The organism is Mesorhizobium sp. L48C026A00 (assembly GCF_000502375.1).
GTDB classification, from domain to species: Bacteria; Pseudomonadota; Alphaproteobacteria; order Rhizobiales; family Rhizobiaceae; genus Mesorhizobium; species Mesorhizobium muleiense.
Map to the genome: position 1 here is coordinate 136,870 of NZ_AYWU01000009.1, position 14,160 is coordinate 151,029.

Sequence of the window (14,160 nt, forward strand, 5' to 3'; positions counted from 1 at the left end):
TTGCCCGATCAAGAACCTTCTGCAGCCGCTTGCCGTCAACACCTTGCGGGCGCAGGTCGGCGGCTTTTGCCTTTTCAAGTATGGACCGTCTGCTCGGCACAGCGACCCTCAACTATCGCTAGACAGCGTCGAACGCGCCGTCAGAATCGACGAGAGCCGCCGGCCGACGTCGTCGAGTACCACCGGCCACGGACGTCCTTCCTTGCGCATGACGACGCCGTTCGGATACCAGGGCGTTCGATTGCCAGTCACCGGCCACGCTGTTTGAAACTTGTCATCGATCAGGAAAATGGTCGGCACGCCGAGTGCTCCGGACAGATGGGCCGCCGTATTGCTGATCGTCACCACGGCATCGAGCGCGGCGATCTGCGCGGCGAAACGGTCCATATCAAGCATCTGGTCGACACTGTCGTCATAGATAAGCCGTGCGTCATTGCCGTTGCGCAGGCGCCGCAGCGCCGGCTTGATCTGTCCGTATTGGAGGGAAACGAACGTCGCCTGTGTCCGGGCGATGAACCGTGCCCATTCGGGGAAATCAGGCACGTCCTTGCTATGGGATTTGCTGCCCCAGGAGAGGCCGACCAATGGTTGATCCGTCATCGAGCGATAGCGTTTGCGGAAGATCTCGACGAGTTCAGGATCTGCCCGCAGCGGCACGAAGTCGGCGGCTAGTCTTTCGGCATCGCGGCCGAAAATCCAGGCGAGATTTTCGAAGGTCGCAAATTTGTCACCAACGACATTCTGCTGCGCTGGGACCACGGTCGCGTTGGGGAACGTCCGCTGCACAAGCGATACGAGGCGCGGCTCGACCCGAATCGTCGCACTTTGCGCACATGCAGCGGCGGCGCCGGCCAGTCGCGCATGGCGGATAACCCGGCCAAGACTGCGAGGGTCATCCTCCACAAGATCGATCAGCAGTCTATCCGAACCGAGGTCTTCTCCAGTCCACTCATTGGCACCTTTCCCTTTTCGTTGCCGGCGAGCGGAAAGCCGAAGCTCGGCCGCCCGCGCGAAGTTGCCCAGCCGTTCGAACGCCTGGCCTGCCTTCTGCATCATCTCAGGGTCGCGGGCACGATCGGCCATGATGGCCATTTCATTGGTACTTGCTTCAAGCCCTGTCCAGTCCCTGCGCGCGATCAGCGCGTCGACCTTGGCCTGCTGCTCAAGAACGGAACGGGGCCTGGAGCCGGTAAACAGCGTCCGCACGGCCTTTGTGTATCTGCGCAACCGCAGGCCCAATCCACCAATCACATACCGGATGTAGGAACCGTGGTAAAAACTGGTCATCGGCCTTCAGCGCAATACGCTCTGCCGCAGCTTTTTGCCGCTTTCGACGAGCGGAGCGGACGTCTCCAGATGGAAGATCGAGCGATAGATTTCGCTGCGCCTGGCAAGCTCTTCATGAGTCCCGGAGTCCGCGAGGATGCCAGCGTCGAATACGAGAATGCGATCGGCCGCCTTGATGGTTGAAAGCCTGTGCGCAATGCAGATCACAGTGCGGTGAAATGCATCGTCGAAGGCAGCCTCCATGACCGCCCGTTCGTTTTCGCCGTCCAGCGCGGATGTTGCTTCATCGTAGACAATCACCGGAGCGTTTTTGAGCAGGGCGCGCGCGATGGCAACGCGTTGCTTCTGCCCGCCCGACAGGTTGGCACCGCCCGGCCCGACAAGCGTGTCGAGCCCGTTTTCAAGGTTCGATGCAAAACTTGTGACCCGGGCGAGTTCCGCCGCGGAATCGATTTCTTGATCCGTGGCGTTCGGGCGTCCGTCGCGAATATTGTCACGGATAGAACCTTCGAACAGGAAGATATCCTGTGACACCAGTGCGATATTGTCGCGAACGTCGGCCAGGCTGATCTTGGCAATGTCCTTGTCGTCGATGAAGATCCTGCCCCTGTCCGGCTCCATCAGGCGCAAGATCAGATTGACGATGGTGGTCTTGCCAGCGCCGGAGCGGCCAACGACCGCCAGCTTCTCACGAGGTCGGACCTCGAAGGAAACACCGTGCAGCGCCGGGCTGTTGCCTCCATAGGAGAAGGCTACATCTTCAAAACGGATACCGCCCTCGACGCCGGTCAGTCGCTCGCCTGCGGTTGCGAGTTGTCGCTGTTCGGGCGTGTCGATCAAATCATACATCTGCTCGACGGCAACCATTAGCTTCTGGATATCGACATTGACCCGGGCCAGCCGTTTGGCGGGCTCATAGGCAAGCAGAAAGGCGGTTATGAAGGCCATGAATTCGCCTGGTGTCTTGCCGTTTCCGAGGGTCTGCCAACTGGCATAAATGAGGAAAAGGCCGATGATGAAGCCGCCGCCCGTCTCCATCAATGGACTCATCAACGCCGATGTCCGGTTGATCTGGACGCCGCGCCTTTCCATCTTGCGGACAGCCTTAGCGAAACTGGCGATCGCCTTGTCCTCGAGCTGGAACGATTTGATGGTGCGAATGCCGTCTATGGCTTCCGTGCCGATCGACTGAACCTGTGCCGCCAGCTCTGTTTCGCCCCTTGCCAGCGACTTGATCTTTCGCGTGATCGTGCTCACCGAGAGGAAGATCACCGGCAAAGCCGCCGCCGATATAAGCGACATTGTCGGGTCCTGCACGACCATGACACTTGCCAGTCCGACCAGGGTCAAAACGTCAGAGGCCGTGTTGCTCGTCAGCGTGATGATGACGGACGCACCGGCGCGTGCATTGAACATTATCTTGGAAATGAATTTGGCCGGATGCTGATTGACGAAATGGCCAATGTCGAGGCGCATCAGCCGGGAAAACTGCCGGTGTTGGAGGTCCGACACGATGGCCCTGCGGACGTTTCCGGTCGTAATGGTTTGACCGTATGCCGCGATGCCCTTGACAGCGGAAAGTCCGATGATTGCCGCGCTGATACCCCAAACGGCGGCGGCGTTCCTGTCGATATAGATGCTGTTGATCATGTCACGCATGATCCAGGCAAATCCGGACGTCGCCGCCGCACCGGCAATCGTGCACAGCAAACCGGCGAGATACAGCTTTATGTGCGGCGGCAGGTTCTCGAGGATCAGGCGCTTGACCAGCGGGTACGCCAAGGCCGCTGAAATTCGTCTCTTTGCGCTCATTCGGTTTCCTGCTGCGATGTGTCGTCGGTGTCAGTTGGCCTTTGCCGATCCATGCGACTTTCGCGACACCGCTCGCACATCTGCTATAAATCTATGTCGGATTGCTTGTCTGTGACTTTGTTCGGACCCGCAGTCAATGCCGAATCCGGATGCCAGCCCGCGTCCAAGAGGAATGATCGCCTGGGCTTTGGAATAGAGCCTCTAGCAAAATCGGGCTCCCAACCGCGAAATTTGTGAGCAGCCAAGGACCGGGTTGTCGATCTAATCATTCCAAGAAATAGCTTGGGTCAGGCCCGCACCGATTATATCCTGAATACCCGAATACCTTTGCGAAATTTCGCTCATCACATTGAAGTCCGGCTTGCCGATAGTGGCGGAAAGGTATTCCTTGTATTTTGACGCACCGTTCCAATATTGGCCTTCATCGACCGCGACCTGAGCCTTCGTCGTGAAATTAGAGAAAAACTTAAAATGAAGAAGAGCGCCATAACTCTCCACGTGGTTACGCCAATAGGGTAGCGGAGCGTGAATTGAATTTAAGATCGTCAATCTATCTCCGTATACGAACGGATATTTGGTTAGGGTGTGCGTACCAAACGCCCGGCTTCTCGGGCCACCTCGGATTTTGATATTTTGCGGGCTCGTCGTGTAATCGTATCCTGAAGCATCGAAATGATCGGCTATCTCCCAAGGAGCGCGTTTTGGGTCAAACGGAAAGTCCCTTAAGTCTCCTGCCGGATACATGTCGATCATCGGCGCCAGCAGGTGCTTCATGCCTCTTTTTTGGATCCAACCGGCGAGGTCATGCAGGTCGTGGCGATCCATGCCATCATAAACCAGGTATTCATCCGCATCCACGATCACGTACCACCGGTTGAACCCGTATCTGCGGATTATATCCTGTCGCCAGAAAGTTCCGCGCCCTGCTTCTCCATAGGTCTTTCGTGAGATGAATACGTCCACATCTGGCTGGCTCAACAGAAATTCCCGTGTCCCGTCCTCAGAACGGTCATCGACAATGGCAAATCTGGAAACGCCAATCGATCGATAGTGATCAAGGAATGGAATTATCTCAGGGTATTCGTTCCTGACGACTGCCACAAGCAAGATTTCTTCTTGAGAAACAGGCGATAGATTTCCACGCGCTTCTAAATCGTCTTTCCTCAGCGCATTGCGAAATCTATACTGAATTGTGTCGGCAATCGATCTACGGAAAATATGAAACTGGCTTCTTTTCTTCATTTGAGCTCACAAATTTCAAGGGGCTGTCCGCACAAGGTCGCAGCGGCCATGTTCGGATCGCCATGTTTTTTTCGAACGTCGCTCATCACTCGACTTGTTATAGGCGATGGCAAAGGTGGTTATGAAGGCGCGATCCAACTCGTCAACATCCAGTGGAGATGACTAGTGCCAGTCCAAGTTGATTTTATTGGCCCAATCTCGTTTGATTGCTTCGCGGAGCGCGCGCGTACGTTCTGCAAGCTGTGGAATTTTTTTCTCGTGGGTTTCGGCAAAGATCATATCGATCTTGTTCATCAATCCGCAGGATAATATCGATTCGAGCATTGGCACTTCCGCGCCCTCTACATCAATCTTCAGTATCCGCACTGGAGATCCAAGCTCTCTAACGAAATCAACTATGCTTAACTGCTCAACCTCAGTGTAGTCGTCTTTCGAGATGTTAGATTTGTCGGCATACAATGAAGAGGATTGCGACCAAAAGTCTGGATCAGAACTGAATTTACGTGACCGGTAGAGCTTCGCAGTCCCGGATTGGTCGGCAAGCGCCTGCTGATACAGATGGACATTTTTGAATGCTCCAACGTTCTTGCGCAGCCGTTCGAAGGTGTGGGGGTCTGGCTCGAAGGCATGAACCGTCGAGCCCGTCTTAGCCAAGGCCGAGGTGATCTCACCCAGATTCGCGCCGGCATCTATGACAATATCGCCTGGCTTCAGCCGCCGGCAGGCCCGTCCGAACAGATACGAAGCATTCCATGAGGGACGCCCGAACCAACGGCTGTAAGCGTGATATTTTAGCAATTTAACGTTCATAGTCACACAAAAAGATCCTGTCGACAGATCCTGTCGACTCCACTGAACGTCGGCACCAAAATCCTCTATGCGCAAAATCCAGATGAGAGGGAGACGTTCTATGCCAATTTTGATGCTGCTCTGCAACAGGGTCGCCGCGATTCTTGGCGTGTCTTAGAGCAGTCGCTTTAATGATCGGGGCTTGGGGCCTATTTTCGGTTGGCTTTGAAGAGAGCGTTTGCGACGATAATGGGCTTCCGCATGACGGCAGTGATTGCGAGCTTTGGCGGCGTGCCGGCCGGATTGCGGCCAGCGGGGAAGCGGGCTAAACGTCGGGCATTGCTGTCAGCGGCCAACTATGACGATCATGGAGCGATGTGACATTGCTAGAGCGAGTTCGACGAAAGTATCTTCGGCTCCGCAAGCGACTCGGGTACATTCAACCTATCCATTTGGCGGCTGCGGACAAACTGAATAACAAGTATGGCGATTTTTCCAGCTCAGGCGTCATTACAATCCGTAAAAATGCAGTATTCACTCGAAAAGATATATTCTTCACGATGGGAAGTTGCTTTGCGGAGGAAATTCGTCTTGCGTTAACAAACAAGCAGGTCGCCTGCGTTCCGTCTTACAGAAATATCAGTTTCGACCCAGCGCAAGCCATTGTAGATGAGCTGCCCGGGCGAGAGCATATGAACTTCTATAACACCTTCACTGTTCGCCTTCAGATTGAGCAAATGCTCGGCTTGTGGGATCAAGCCAATGACGACTGGTGGCAGATCAAAAAACCTGCGCCTTGGGGTCCGATCTGCTTTCAGGACCCCTACCGCCGTCTCATCCTCGCCAAATCTCCGGAAGTTCTCAAAGAGGTGATCGAGAGCATGAACACGGAGATGCGGGTTGGCTTCGATGCGGCCACGGCATTCATATTTACCTTCGGAATGACTGAGGTCTTCATCAACAGGGCCAGTGGCAAGGTAGCAGCACAGAAACCGCTTTATCGTGGCGGAGGCGGAATGCAGGAAACGACGCTTCACGTCAGCAGCTTTCAGGAAAATTATGCCAACGTGATGGCTACCGTGGACATGGTCCGTCAACACAAACCCGATGCACCGATAATTCTCACAGTCTCACCGGTTGCATTGGCTCGGACGTTTCAAGACGCGGATGTCGTCACGGCGAACACTGAAGGCAAATCCGTTCTTCGGGCTGTGCTTGGTCAAGTCTGCCGGGAACGGGACAATGTCCATTACCTTCCCTCATTCGAGCTTGTCACCTATGGAGGCCTCACTCATAGCTACGAAGAGGACTTACGGCACGTAAAGAGATCGGTCGTCGACGACATCGTTGAACAGTTTTTCAACGCGTACTTTGCTCCGTCGTAGGCGTCATCGTACAGACACCCCGTGCCTTGCCGCCGTGACATCCTCTCTTCGTGTCGATGGAGAGTAGCCGCAGCCATTCAGCGCTAGACTGAGACTAGCGCAGCGCGCTCTTGGCCGATATACAGCGCCGACCTGGTCCAGCCACGAGAGGCTAATTCATGCTGTTTTGGAACACCCGCAAGAAATTCGCAGGAACGTGGGAGGATCGCCTCGATGGGCTGTTTTCGTGCGGGGTAGACTACGCCGGCAAGACGATCCTCGATGTCGGCTGCAATATGGGCATCGTCGCTTATGAAATCGCCAAGCATAGGCCGGCTTACATCCACGGCATCGACATCCTGAAACCGCATATCGGCGTGGCTCGCTCGATCTTTCTGGGATCTGGCGTCGAAAGCCGATTTGATGCCATGAACTTGGGGAGCCGAAAGCTTCCATCCGTTCTCAGGGACAGCTATGATGTCGTTCTGCTCCTCGCTGTTTACCAGCATGTCCGCAGGGGATTGGGCCAGGATAAGGCTGATCGCATCTTTGCCGACATCGTCAACCGCGCACAGACCGTCGTGGCGCGGGTTCCAAAAGAAAAAGATACTCGTCTTCAGTCTTTAATCGAGGGCGCTGGATTCAGCTTATCTCATCGCCACCAGTCGCCGCGCGGCTGCACGGTTCAGGCTTATCATCGCCACTAGGGCTTGTTGCGTTCAGTCCCGCCTTGTCGCGCAGCGACACCTTGCGCTTTGGCGCCCGATATTTCGCCATCAGATTGACCGTTCTATGTCGACTGTGACTGCGAGGTCCGATCGTGACCTTGCCGCCCTCATCTATCCGGGTGTCTCCGGTAAGGTCGAGCTTGACCTTTAGACGTGCTGTCTCGAATGCGGGAAATTGTAGCTCGGGATCGAGACGCTTACGCCGCCTCAGTGACACGCCAGCGCACCGTGGCAGTCACAGCCACCTCGTCGCCAATGCCTATCTCCCGCGCCATGCCAGAGATTCTGCAGCCGGCGTGGCAACCGTCAAGGGGCGAGAATCTTTCGCTGCTTGAAGTAGCTCAAGGGTGCGGGTGCCCCGCCGGGTCCTGCAATGGAATCAAGGGACGAGGTGAGAGCCATTTCTCTGCTAAGTCCTTTGCCTGCCTCAAAGTGCGACAATTCTCGACCGCACCAGCTTTTCCCAATAGCTGCTACTTTTGTTCCGCAATGTTTCTGTTTTTCCCAGTACTTCGTGGGACTGTTTGTGCAAGCTGAACACTGCGCGAACCTGCGGCTGGTTGGCGCGGAATGCCGCGCACTAGCTTGCCTTTACGACAATCGCCTGCCCCGTTGGAAGTTCGATGACGCCTTCCGGGCGGTTTTCGAAAAATTGATCAAAGGCCTTTCGGGCTCCAGGACAGAGCGCAGAGCCGTAGTCGTCACATATGATCATGCCATTCGCGCACACCCGATCGTAGAAGAAGGCGAGCGCGTCACGTGTCGGCTCGTAAAGATCGACGTCAATATGGACCAGGGCGAAACGCCGGTCAGATACGTTGGAGAGAGTTTCCGGTATCCATCCGACATGAAAAGTGGTGTTGCTGAAGTCGGAAATATTCTCTCTGGCTACCTTCTCGTCGGTGCTAAGATCGCCGGACTTCCATGGCGTTCGGCCGTTTGGCTTGCGATCCTCTGCGGTCGGTTCCGAGAGGCCAGCGAACGAGTCAAAAAGGTGGTAGTGCCGTGGCCGAAGATCGCTCATCAGCATGAATATGGTCGAGCGGCCTTGCCTTACGCCGCATTCGGCCACATCGCCGTCGATACGCTCGATCGATCGCAAGCAGCTTTGCAGGACGAAAGCCCGGGGATCTGGAATCCCACGGATGTTTTTGACCCGCTGCAGCGCCTTTCGGAAAAACGGCTGGTCTTTCCAGACCATATGACTGGAATAAACATAGAAGCCGTATTTGTCGGCCTTCTTCTGAGAGACCTTGTACCAGGCCACGCCTCTGCGTTTTTTCGAAATGACAGCAAGTGCCGCGTCTCTCAATTTCATCCTGTATCCTCCAGCATTCGACATGTCCATAACACGGGCAGAAGAGAAAGCTCTACCGGCATCAGGCGCAGAATGAAATCGAGTTCCGGCTGAGGGACATTAGCTTATCGAGCGCCGCAAGGAGTGCTTCCCGGTGCTCGTAATAAGCCTATGCCTGGAATGGAACGCCCATGCAGTGCGACTCAAGATCACGGGTCATGTGCCTGGGCCGGTGCGGAACAGGCGCGCAGCCGGGCATCCCTGGCCGTTCTCCGGCATGAGCGCCAGCGCCAGGCATTGTCGATCCGCTAATTCGGGAGGTTCAGTCGACTGCCCCGACCAGTACATCGGGGTGTTCGATTATCGCGACCCAGCGCCCGGTATGCGTAGACGACTGCCTTTTTATGAATCGATATCCAGTTACCGACCAAGGCTTCACATCGTCGTTGAGGTTGTCGAGCACATAGTCGCCTTTGTCGGTCTTGACGGTCAGCACCGCGTGCCCCTCGCCGTCCTGCTTCCTGACGACGGTGATCAGAAGATTCGACAGCGATATGCCCTTCTGCCTGAGCAACTGGCGCTTGAGCAGGACATAATCCTCGCAGTCGCCGAGCGCGCCGTCAGGATAGGACCAGAATTCCATCATGCCGTGAACGTCCAAATCGCTCGCGGGCCTGACCGATCTGTTCACCAGCTTGTTGACGGAGGCGAGCTTGCCTTCCATGCCCGCGGACAGAAGGACTGGAGCGCTCTTGCCTGATCGTATCGCGCACTCCGCGGCCCGCCGTCTGCAGAATTCGATGTAGCCGACAGGGATGGAGGTTGGCTGCCCGGTGGCCATGGCGCCAGGCACAACGTCGGCCGAAGCCTTCTCCATCGGCGTCGCGGACATCATCAAGCCTATCAGTAGGCCGGCACACAGCCATGCCCGCGGTACCACCAATCCCATTCGCCCCGCCCCAGAGGTAACAACCCGAAACAACCTTTAATACCGCGTTACCATCTTTTCATAAGCGCATCAACACAGCCGCCGCACAATTTAAAGCGACGGTCGCGAACCACCTGATGGTGGGCGCCGCGCGGTCGCCCGATCAGCAAATTATGCGTTCACCCGATCAGGGGAATTGTCCCGCTTTTACGTCATCGGCGTTCTTCGGCAGCTCCGCTTACCTGGACCTGATGACCGGCGCCCGACAGGTATCTGGCCGCGCAAACGCCGACAGGCGGCCAAAAAAATTGTAGCCAAATTTGTCGAAGTCCAAGAGCTGCGGGACCTCGCATGGATTCTCATACATTCGGATACACTTCGATAGCACTCGGGCAAACCTCTGCGACAGGCCCAGCGTAGTTTCATCCGTGAGCAGGAAGCCTCGTCATGATGGCGAGACAGAGAGCCGACGGGATTTCGCAAAGCAGGAGTCAATTCCGCGCGAGCCGCCGTCGGCGGGTCTGCTCATTATTGAAAGGCACAGTACGATGAACAAACTTGTAACCGCTATCGCCCTCCTCGCCCTGTCGACAGGGGTCTCGCTCGCTGCCAATCAAAACCCGGACCGCGACCCGACCCGCGGCTTCCCTACTGGCGTCGACAACAGCGGAATGACCTTGGATACCAGTCACACGGCTTCCTTGCCTCAACCGGTGGTCGCTCCGCAAGAAGAACAGCCACAGCCCGGCAAGGTCCTTAGGGGTCGTGCGCCATGGGCGGGCAGCCGTTGATGCGCTGAACTTTTCCTCCCATGCAAAATTGTCCAATCACCCCGCATTCCGCGGGGTGATTGGACCAGGGCGCCCGGGAAAATCGCGCCGATAGGGTGAATTCAATGTCTCAGGCGAGCGTGTCGAGGCGCCATGGCGAACAACCATGCGACAAGGCAGGCTCGGGCGACTTCTTCAGCGTCTCGGAAATGAGTCTGGCAGCAGGGGAAGATCAAAGCTCAGGTCCCGAATCAACCTGCCGAGCGCCCCGGATCGCCGCTTCAAGGTCGATTTCGACGCCATAAGCGCTAGCGAAACGCGCGTAGAACGTCGACGCCGGCTCACGACCGGCTTGCCGGACCTCATAGGATTCCGAGCGCGCGCTCAACCAGGTCGGCGATCGAGCGGTTCTCGCGCCGAGCCAGCCGGTGCGCAAGATCACGCGCCTTTGCGCTGCGCACGGACAGCCGCGGTTCGACCATGTGGGACTCCCTTTGCCGTTGATAGAGCTTAATGGCTTTGCCAGCGAGACGCCAGTTGATGGCGTTCTGATGGGGGGCCATCCGGGATGCCGTCGTTCAAGCGATCGCCGCAAACCGGCGCCGCGCCGTTTGGTGGCACCCCCGCAATAGCGCAAGATGTATAGACAACCGGCCGCAACTGGTGTTCGTTTCCAATCCGAAGGCATGGTTTTTTTCGGGAATGCAGGAAACCGCCATGGACTCCGCTCGCCTGTTCGACCTGACCGGAAAAAAGGCGCTGGTGACGGGCGCCAGCCGCGGCATCGGCCAGGCCATGGCGGAGGCGCTCTCGGCGGCCGGTGCCGATGTGGCGGTGACCGCCCGCGACGAAAATTCCCTTCGTGAAACGGCGGACCGAATTAGCGCACATCGGCGAAGGTCGCTTTGCCGGTCTCTCGACGTGCTCGACACCGATCGCATCCGCGTGGTGGTCGACGAGGTGGCGGATGCCTTTGGTGGGCTCGACATTCTGGTCAACAACGCCGGCTACGAAAAAGTCCAGCCCTCGCTCGACGTGGACGAGGCGGTATGGGACCGCATCGTATCGACCAATCTGAAGGGCGCCTTCTTCTGCGCGCAGGCTGCGGCGCGGCGGATGGCTGACGACAACAGCGGTGGCGCGATCATCAATCTTTGCTCGCTGACCTCCTATGTCGGCATTCCGACCGCGGTACCCTACGGCTCGTCCAAGTCCGGGCTTCTGGGCATGACCCGCGCACTCGCCGTGGAATGGGCATCGCTCGGCATCCGCGTCAACGCCATCGCTCCGGGGTATTTCCATACGGCGATGACGGACGCCTTTTATCAGGATCCCGATTGGCAGACTGCGATGCTGGCCAAGATCCCGCAGCGGCGCTTCGGCACGATGCAGGACTTGGCCGGAGCTGTTGTGTTTTTGGCGAGCGGGGCATCCGCCTATGTCACCGGGCATTGCATTCCGGTCGACGGCGGCTTTCTCGCATCCATCTGAGCGACTGAGATGCGGCGCAACGAGGACTGTGTAGACCGAGCTTGTATATGGTTGTATATACCACCTGACACGCTGGACGTCCTTGCATGCGACCGGCGACAAATGGGGAACCACAATGCAGGAGCGTTTTCGGGCCGCAGCTTCGCACGAAGCGGAAGGCGACAGGGAAATCGCCGTCACGGTCCGCAACGTCGGGATGGACTTCGATGGGGTTCAAGCCGTCAAGAACGCGTCCTTCGATCTGCCGAAGGGCCGGTTTCTCACCATTCTCGGGCCGTCTGGGTCCGGCAAGACAACCCTCCTGCGGATGATCGCCGGGTTCCAGACCCCGAGCAGCGGCGAGATCTTCATCAACGGTGAAGCGGTGAGCGCGGTGCCACCGCACAAGCGGTCGATCGGTATGGTCTTTCAGAGACTTGCCTTGTTTCCTCATATGACGGCGGCCGAGAATGTCGCCTTCCCGCTGAAGATGCGTCGGCGCGACGCACGCACCATTCCCGACCGCGTCGAGCGATATCTCGCTCTGGTGCGGCTCGGAGGCTATGGCGGCAGGCGCATTCACGAACTGTCCGGCGGGCAGCAGCAGCGCGTCGCGATTGCGCGCGCGCTGGTGTTTGAGCCCGACCTGCTGCTTCTCGACGAGCCGCTTGCCGCACTCGACCGCAAGCTGCGCGAGGAAATGCAGCTCGAATTCCGCCGCATCCAGCGTGAGCTCGGCGTCACCACGATCAATGTCACCCACGACCAGCGCGAGGCGCTGGTAGTTTCCGACGATATCGTCGTCATGGATCAGGGCGAGATCCAGCAGAAGGCACGGCCGATCCACACCTACCGCCAGCCACGCAACGCCTTCGTCGCCAATTTCATCGGCGTCACCAATTTCATTGCCGGCACGGTACGGGCCGTATCGGAAATGGGCGATGTTTCCATCGTTCGGGGTGATCTGATGCTTGCCGGAAAGGTCGGCGATCCGGTCAATCCGCCTGCCGAGGGCGACAAGGCATCGGGAGCGATCCGCGCCGAACAGATCCGTCTCGCCGGCGATGCTGCGCAGCTGTCGAAGCTTGATTGCATGCTGGCCGGGACTGTGACCGACACCATCTTCGAAGGCGAGCGCATGGTCTATGAGGTAGCCTGCGCCGCAATTGGCGACGAGGTCATTCGCGTTTTCGACCATGATCCCGCCGCGCACACGCAGTTCGACATAGGCGAAAGCGTGTTCCTGGGGTGGAATGCCAGGGACATGCTTGTTTTTCGATAGAACCGGAGACCGGTCAAACCCAGAGGAGAATGCAGATGAAGCGCTTTAAGCCGACATTATCCCATCTTTCCCGCAGAACCTTCCTTCAGGCCACCGCTGCGCTCGGCGGCGCCTCAGCGCTCGGCCTGCGCGGCGCCTATGCGCAGGAACCGGAAAAGCCGGCGGAGATCATCGTGCGCGCCTGGGGCGGCAGCTGGGTGGATAGCCTGAAGGCCGGGGTGTCCGACAGCTTCACCAAGATGACGGGGATTGCTGTCCGTCACGACCTGACCGAAGACAACGAGATTCAGCCCAAGGTCTGGGCGGCCGTGGCGCAGAAACGCGTCCCGCCGATCCATATCAACTGGGACACCACCACCAATGCCACGAAATCGGCACTGCGCGGCGTGACGGAAGACCTCTCCGACCTGCCGAACCTCGCCAATGTGACGGACCTTGCCAAGCCGGCCGGCCTGGAAGGCTTCCCGATCGTCAATACCTACGGTTATGTCTATGTGCTTGCCTATCGGCCTGCCGCATTCCCGGATGGACCGCCCAAGTCCTGGAAAGATCTGCTTGACCCGAAGTTCAAGGGTCGGCTTGCCTTCTACAATGACGGCATCGGCTTCCATTTCCCCGCCCAGGTCGCCGGTGGTGGCAAGCTGGAGGACATTCCCGGCAACATGCAGCCGGCATGGGATTTCATCACCAAGATGAAGGCACAGCAGCCGCTGCTGGGCGAAGATCCCGACTTCACCACCTGGTTCCAGAACGGCGAGATCGACGCCGCCTGCACCATCTCGACCAACGCCCGGGAGGCGCGCAAGAACGGCGTCAAAATCGAATGGGTGGTGCCGGAAGAGGGTGCAAAATTTGACACTGACGGTCTGTGGATCCCCAAGGGCCTGCCGGAAAACGAACTCTACTGGGCCAAGAAGTACATCAATCACGCCTTGACCAAGGAAGCCCAGCAGATCTGGCTGGACGGGCTTGGCTTGCCGGGCGTGGTGCCGGGCCTCACGCCGCCCAAGGATCTGGTGGGCGATCCGTCCTATCCGACCACTGAAGCGGATTTCCAGCGCCTTATCCGCATCTCGTCGAAGATCCAGGTCGAGAACGAGAGCGAGTGGTTTTCCAAGTTCAAGGCGATCATGCAGGGCTGACGCCGGTCGGCCGGTGCTGCGCTCGTGCGGCACCGGCTCCTTCACGACG

General features: G+C 57.7%; 11 protein-coding genes and 1 pseudogene. 5 read left to right on the top strand and 7 right to left on the bottom strand.

Annotated features, from left to right (window positions below):
* Nucleotides 1-108 precede the first annotated feature (108 nt).
* From X738_RS59695 to X738_RS82700, 4 genes are all read right to left on the bottom strand, one after another.
* A complete protein-coding gene (locus X738_RS59695) occupies nt 109-1,287 on the bottom strand; it encodes a hypothetical protein (protein WP_023799620.1) in 1,179 nt (392 codons plus the stop codon).
* Nucleotides 1,288-1,293: 6 nt separating this feature from the next.
* A complete protein-coding gene (locus X738_RS59700; RefSeq protein ID WP_023799621.1) occupies nt 1,294-3,099 on the bottom strand; it encodes an ABC transporter ATP-binding protein in 1,806 nt (601 codons plus the stop codon).
* 261 nt (nt 3,100-3,360) lie between these two features.
* On the bottom strand, nt 3,361-4,341 hold the full coding sequence (locus X738_RS59705; RefSeq protein WP_023799622.1) for a glycosyltransferase family 2 protein: 981 nt from the start codon (nt 4,339-4,341) through the stop codon (nt 3,361-3,363).
* Nucleotides 4,342-4,503: 162 nt separating this feature from the next.
* Complete coding sequence (locus tag X738_RS82700) at nt 4,504-5,277, bottom strand: FkbM family methyltransferase (RefSeq protein WP_023799623.1); 774 nt, start codon at nt 5,275-5,277, stop codon at nt 4,504-4,506.
* A 305-nt stretch (nt 5,278-5,582) separates the two neighbouring features.
* Between X738_RS82700 and X738_RS59710 the strand changes: the two genes are divergently transcribed.
* Nucleotides 5,583-6,515: a GSCFA domain-containing protein gene (locus X738_RS59710; protein WP_051407831.1), complete on the top strand. Its 933-nt coding sequence runs from the start codon at nt 5,583-5,585 to the stop codon at nt 6,513-6,515.
* Nucleotides 6,516-6,673: 158 nt separating this feature from the next.
* Nucleotides 6,674-7,201, top strand: coding sequence for a class I SAM-dependent methyltransferase (locus X738_RS59715; protein ID WP_023799625.1), 528 nt, complete (start codon nt 6,674-6,676; stop codon nt 7,199-7,201).
* Nucleotides 7,202-7,802: 601 nt separating this feature from the next.
* Here X738_RS59715 and X738_RS59720 read toward each other — a convergent pair.
* From X738_RS59720 to X738_RS59730, 3 genes and pseudogenes are all read right to left on the bottom strand, one after another.
* Complete coding sequence (locus tag X738_RS59720; RefSeq protein ID WP_198032826.1) at nt 7,803-8,534, bottom strand: TylF/MycF/NovP-related O-methyltransferase; 732 nt, start codon at nt 8,532-8,534, stop codon at nt 7,803-7,805.
* Between the two features lie 307 nt (nt 8,535-8,841).
* Nucleotides 8,842-9,414, bottom strand: coding sequence for a transglutaminase-like cysteine peptidase (locus tag X738_RS59725; RefSeq protein WP_023799627.1), 573 nt, complete (start codon nt 9,412-9,414; stop codon nt 8,842-8,844).
* Between the two features lie 1,035 nt (nt 9,415-10,449).
* Nucleotides 10,450-10,699, bottom strand: a pseudogene (locus X738_RS59730) (plasmid stabilization protein).
* Between the two features lie 235 nt (nt 10,700-10,934).
* On the opposite strand from X738_RS59730, the gene X738_RS59735 reads away from it, so the two are divergent.
* The 3 genes from X738_RS59735 (at nt 10,935) to X738_RS59745 (ending at nt 14,111) form a co-directional block, all read left to right on the top strand.
* The gene (locus tag X738_RS59735) at nt 10,935-11,708 is read left to right on the top strand and encodes an SDR family NAD(P)-dependent oxidoreductase (protein ID WP_031255118.1); all 774 of its coding nucleotides are present in this window, start codon (nt 10,935-10,937) and stop codon (nt 11,706-11,708) included.
* A 115-nt stretch (nt 11,709-11,823) separates the two neighbouring features.
* Nucleotides 11,824-12,969 (top strand): ABC transporter ATP-binding protein, encoded by a 1,146-nt coding sequence (locus X738_RS59740; RefSeq protein ID WP_023799631.1) that lies wholly within the window; start codon nt 11,824-11,826, stop codon nt 12,967-12,969.
* Between the two features lie 35 nt (nt 12,970-13,004).
* The gene (locus X738_RS59745; RefSeq protein WP_023799632.1) at nt 13,005-14,111 is read left to right on the top strand and encodes an ABC transporter substrate-binding protein; all 1,107 of its coding nucleotides are present in this window, start codon (nt 13,005-13,007) and stop codon (nt 14,109-14,111) included.
* Nucleotides 14,112-14,160: the final 49 nt, after the last annotated feature.

What these genes read in the sequence shown, in the direction of transcription:
- X738_RS59695 (WP_023799620.1), bottom strand. Translation starts at nt 1,287, where the DNA reads ATGACCAGTTTTTACCACGGTTCCTACATCCGGTATGTGATTGGTGGA.
- X738_RS59700 (WP_023799621.1), bottom strand. Translation starts at nt 3,099, where the DNA reads ATGAGCGCAAAGAGACGAATTTCAGCGGCCTTGGCGTACCCGCTGGTC.
- X738_RS59705 (WP_023799622.1), bottom strand. Translation starts at nt 4,341, where the DNA reads ATGAAGAAAAGAAGCCAGTTTCATATTTTCCGTAGATCGATTGCCGAC.
- X738_RS59715 (WP_023799625.1), top strand. Translation starts at nt 6,674, where the DNA reads ATGCTGTTTTGGAACACCCGCAAGAAATTCGCAGGAACGTGGGAGGAT.
- X738_RS59725 (WP_023799627.1), bottom strand. Translation starts at nt 9,414, where the DNA reads ATGATGTCCGCGACGCCGATGGAGAAGGCTTCGGCCGACGTTGTGCCT.
- X738_RS59735 (WP_031255118.1), top strand. Translation starts at nt 10,935, where the DNA reads ATGGACTCCGCTCGCCTGTTCGACCTGACCGGAAAAAAGGCGCTGGTG.
- X738_RS59740 (WP_023799631.1), top strand. Translation starts at nt 11,824, where the DNA reads ATGCAGGAGCGTTTTCGGGCCGCAGCTTCGCACGAAGCGGAAGGCGAC.
- X738_RS59745 (WP_023799632.1), top strand. Translation starts at nt 13,005, where the DNA reads ATGAAGCGCTTTAAGCCGACATTATCCCATCTTTCCCGCAGAACCTTC.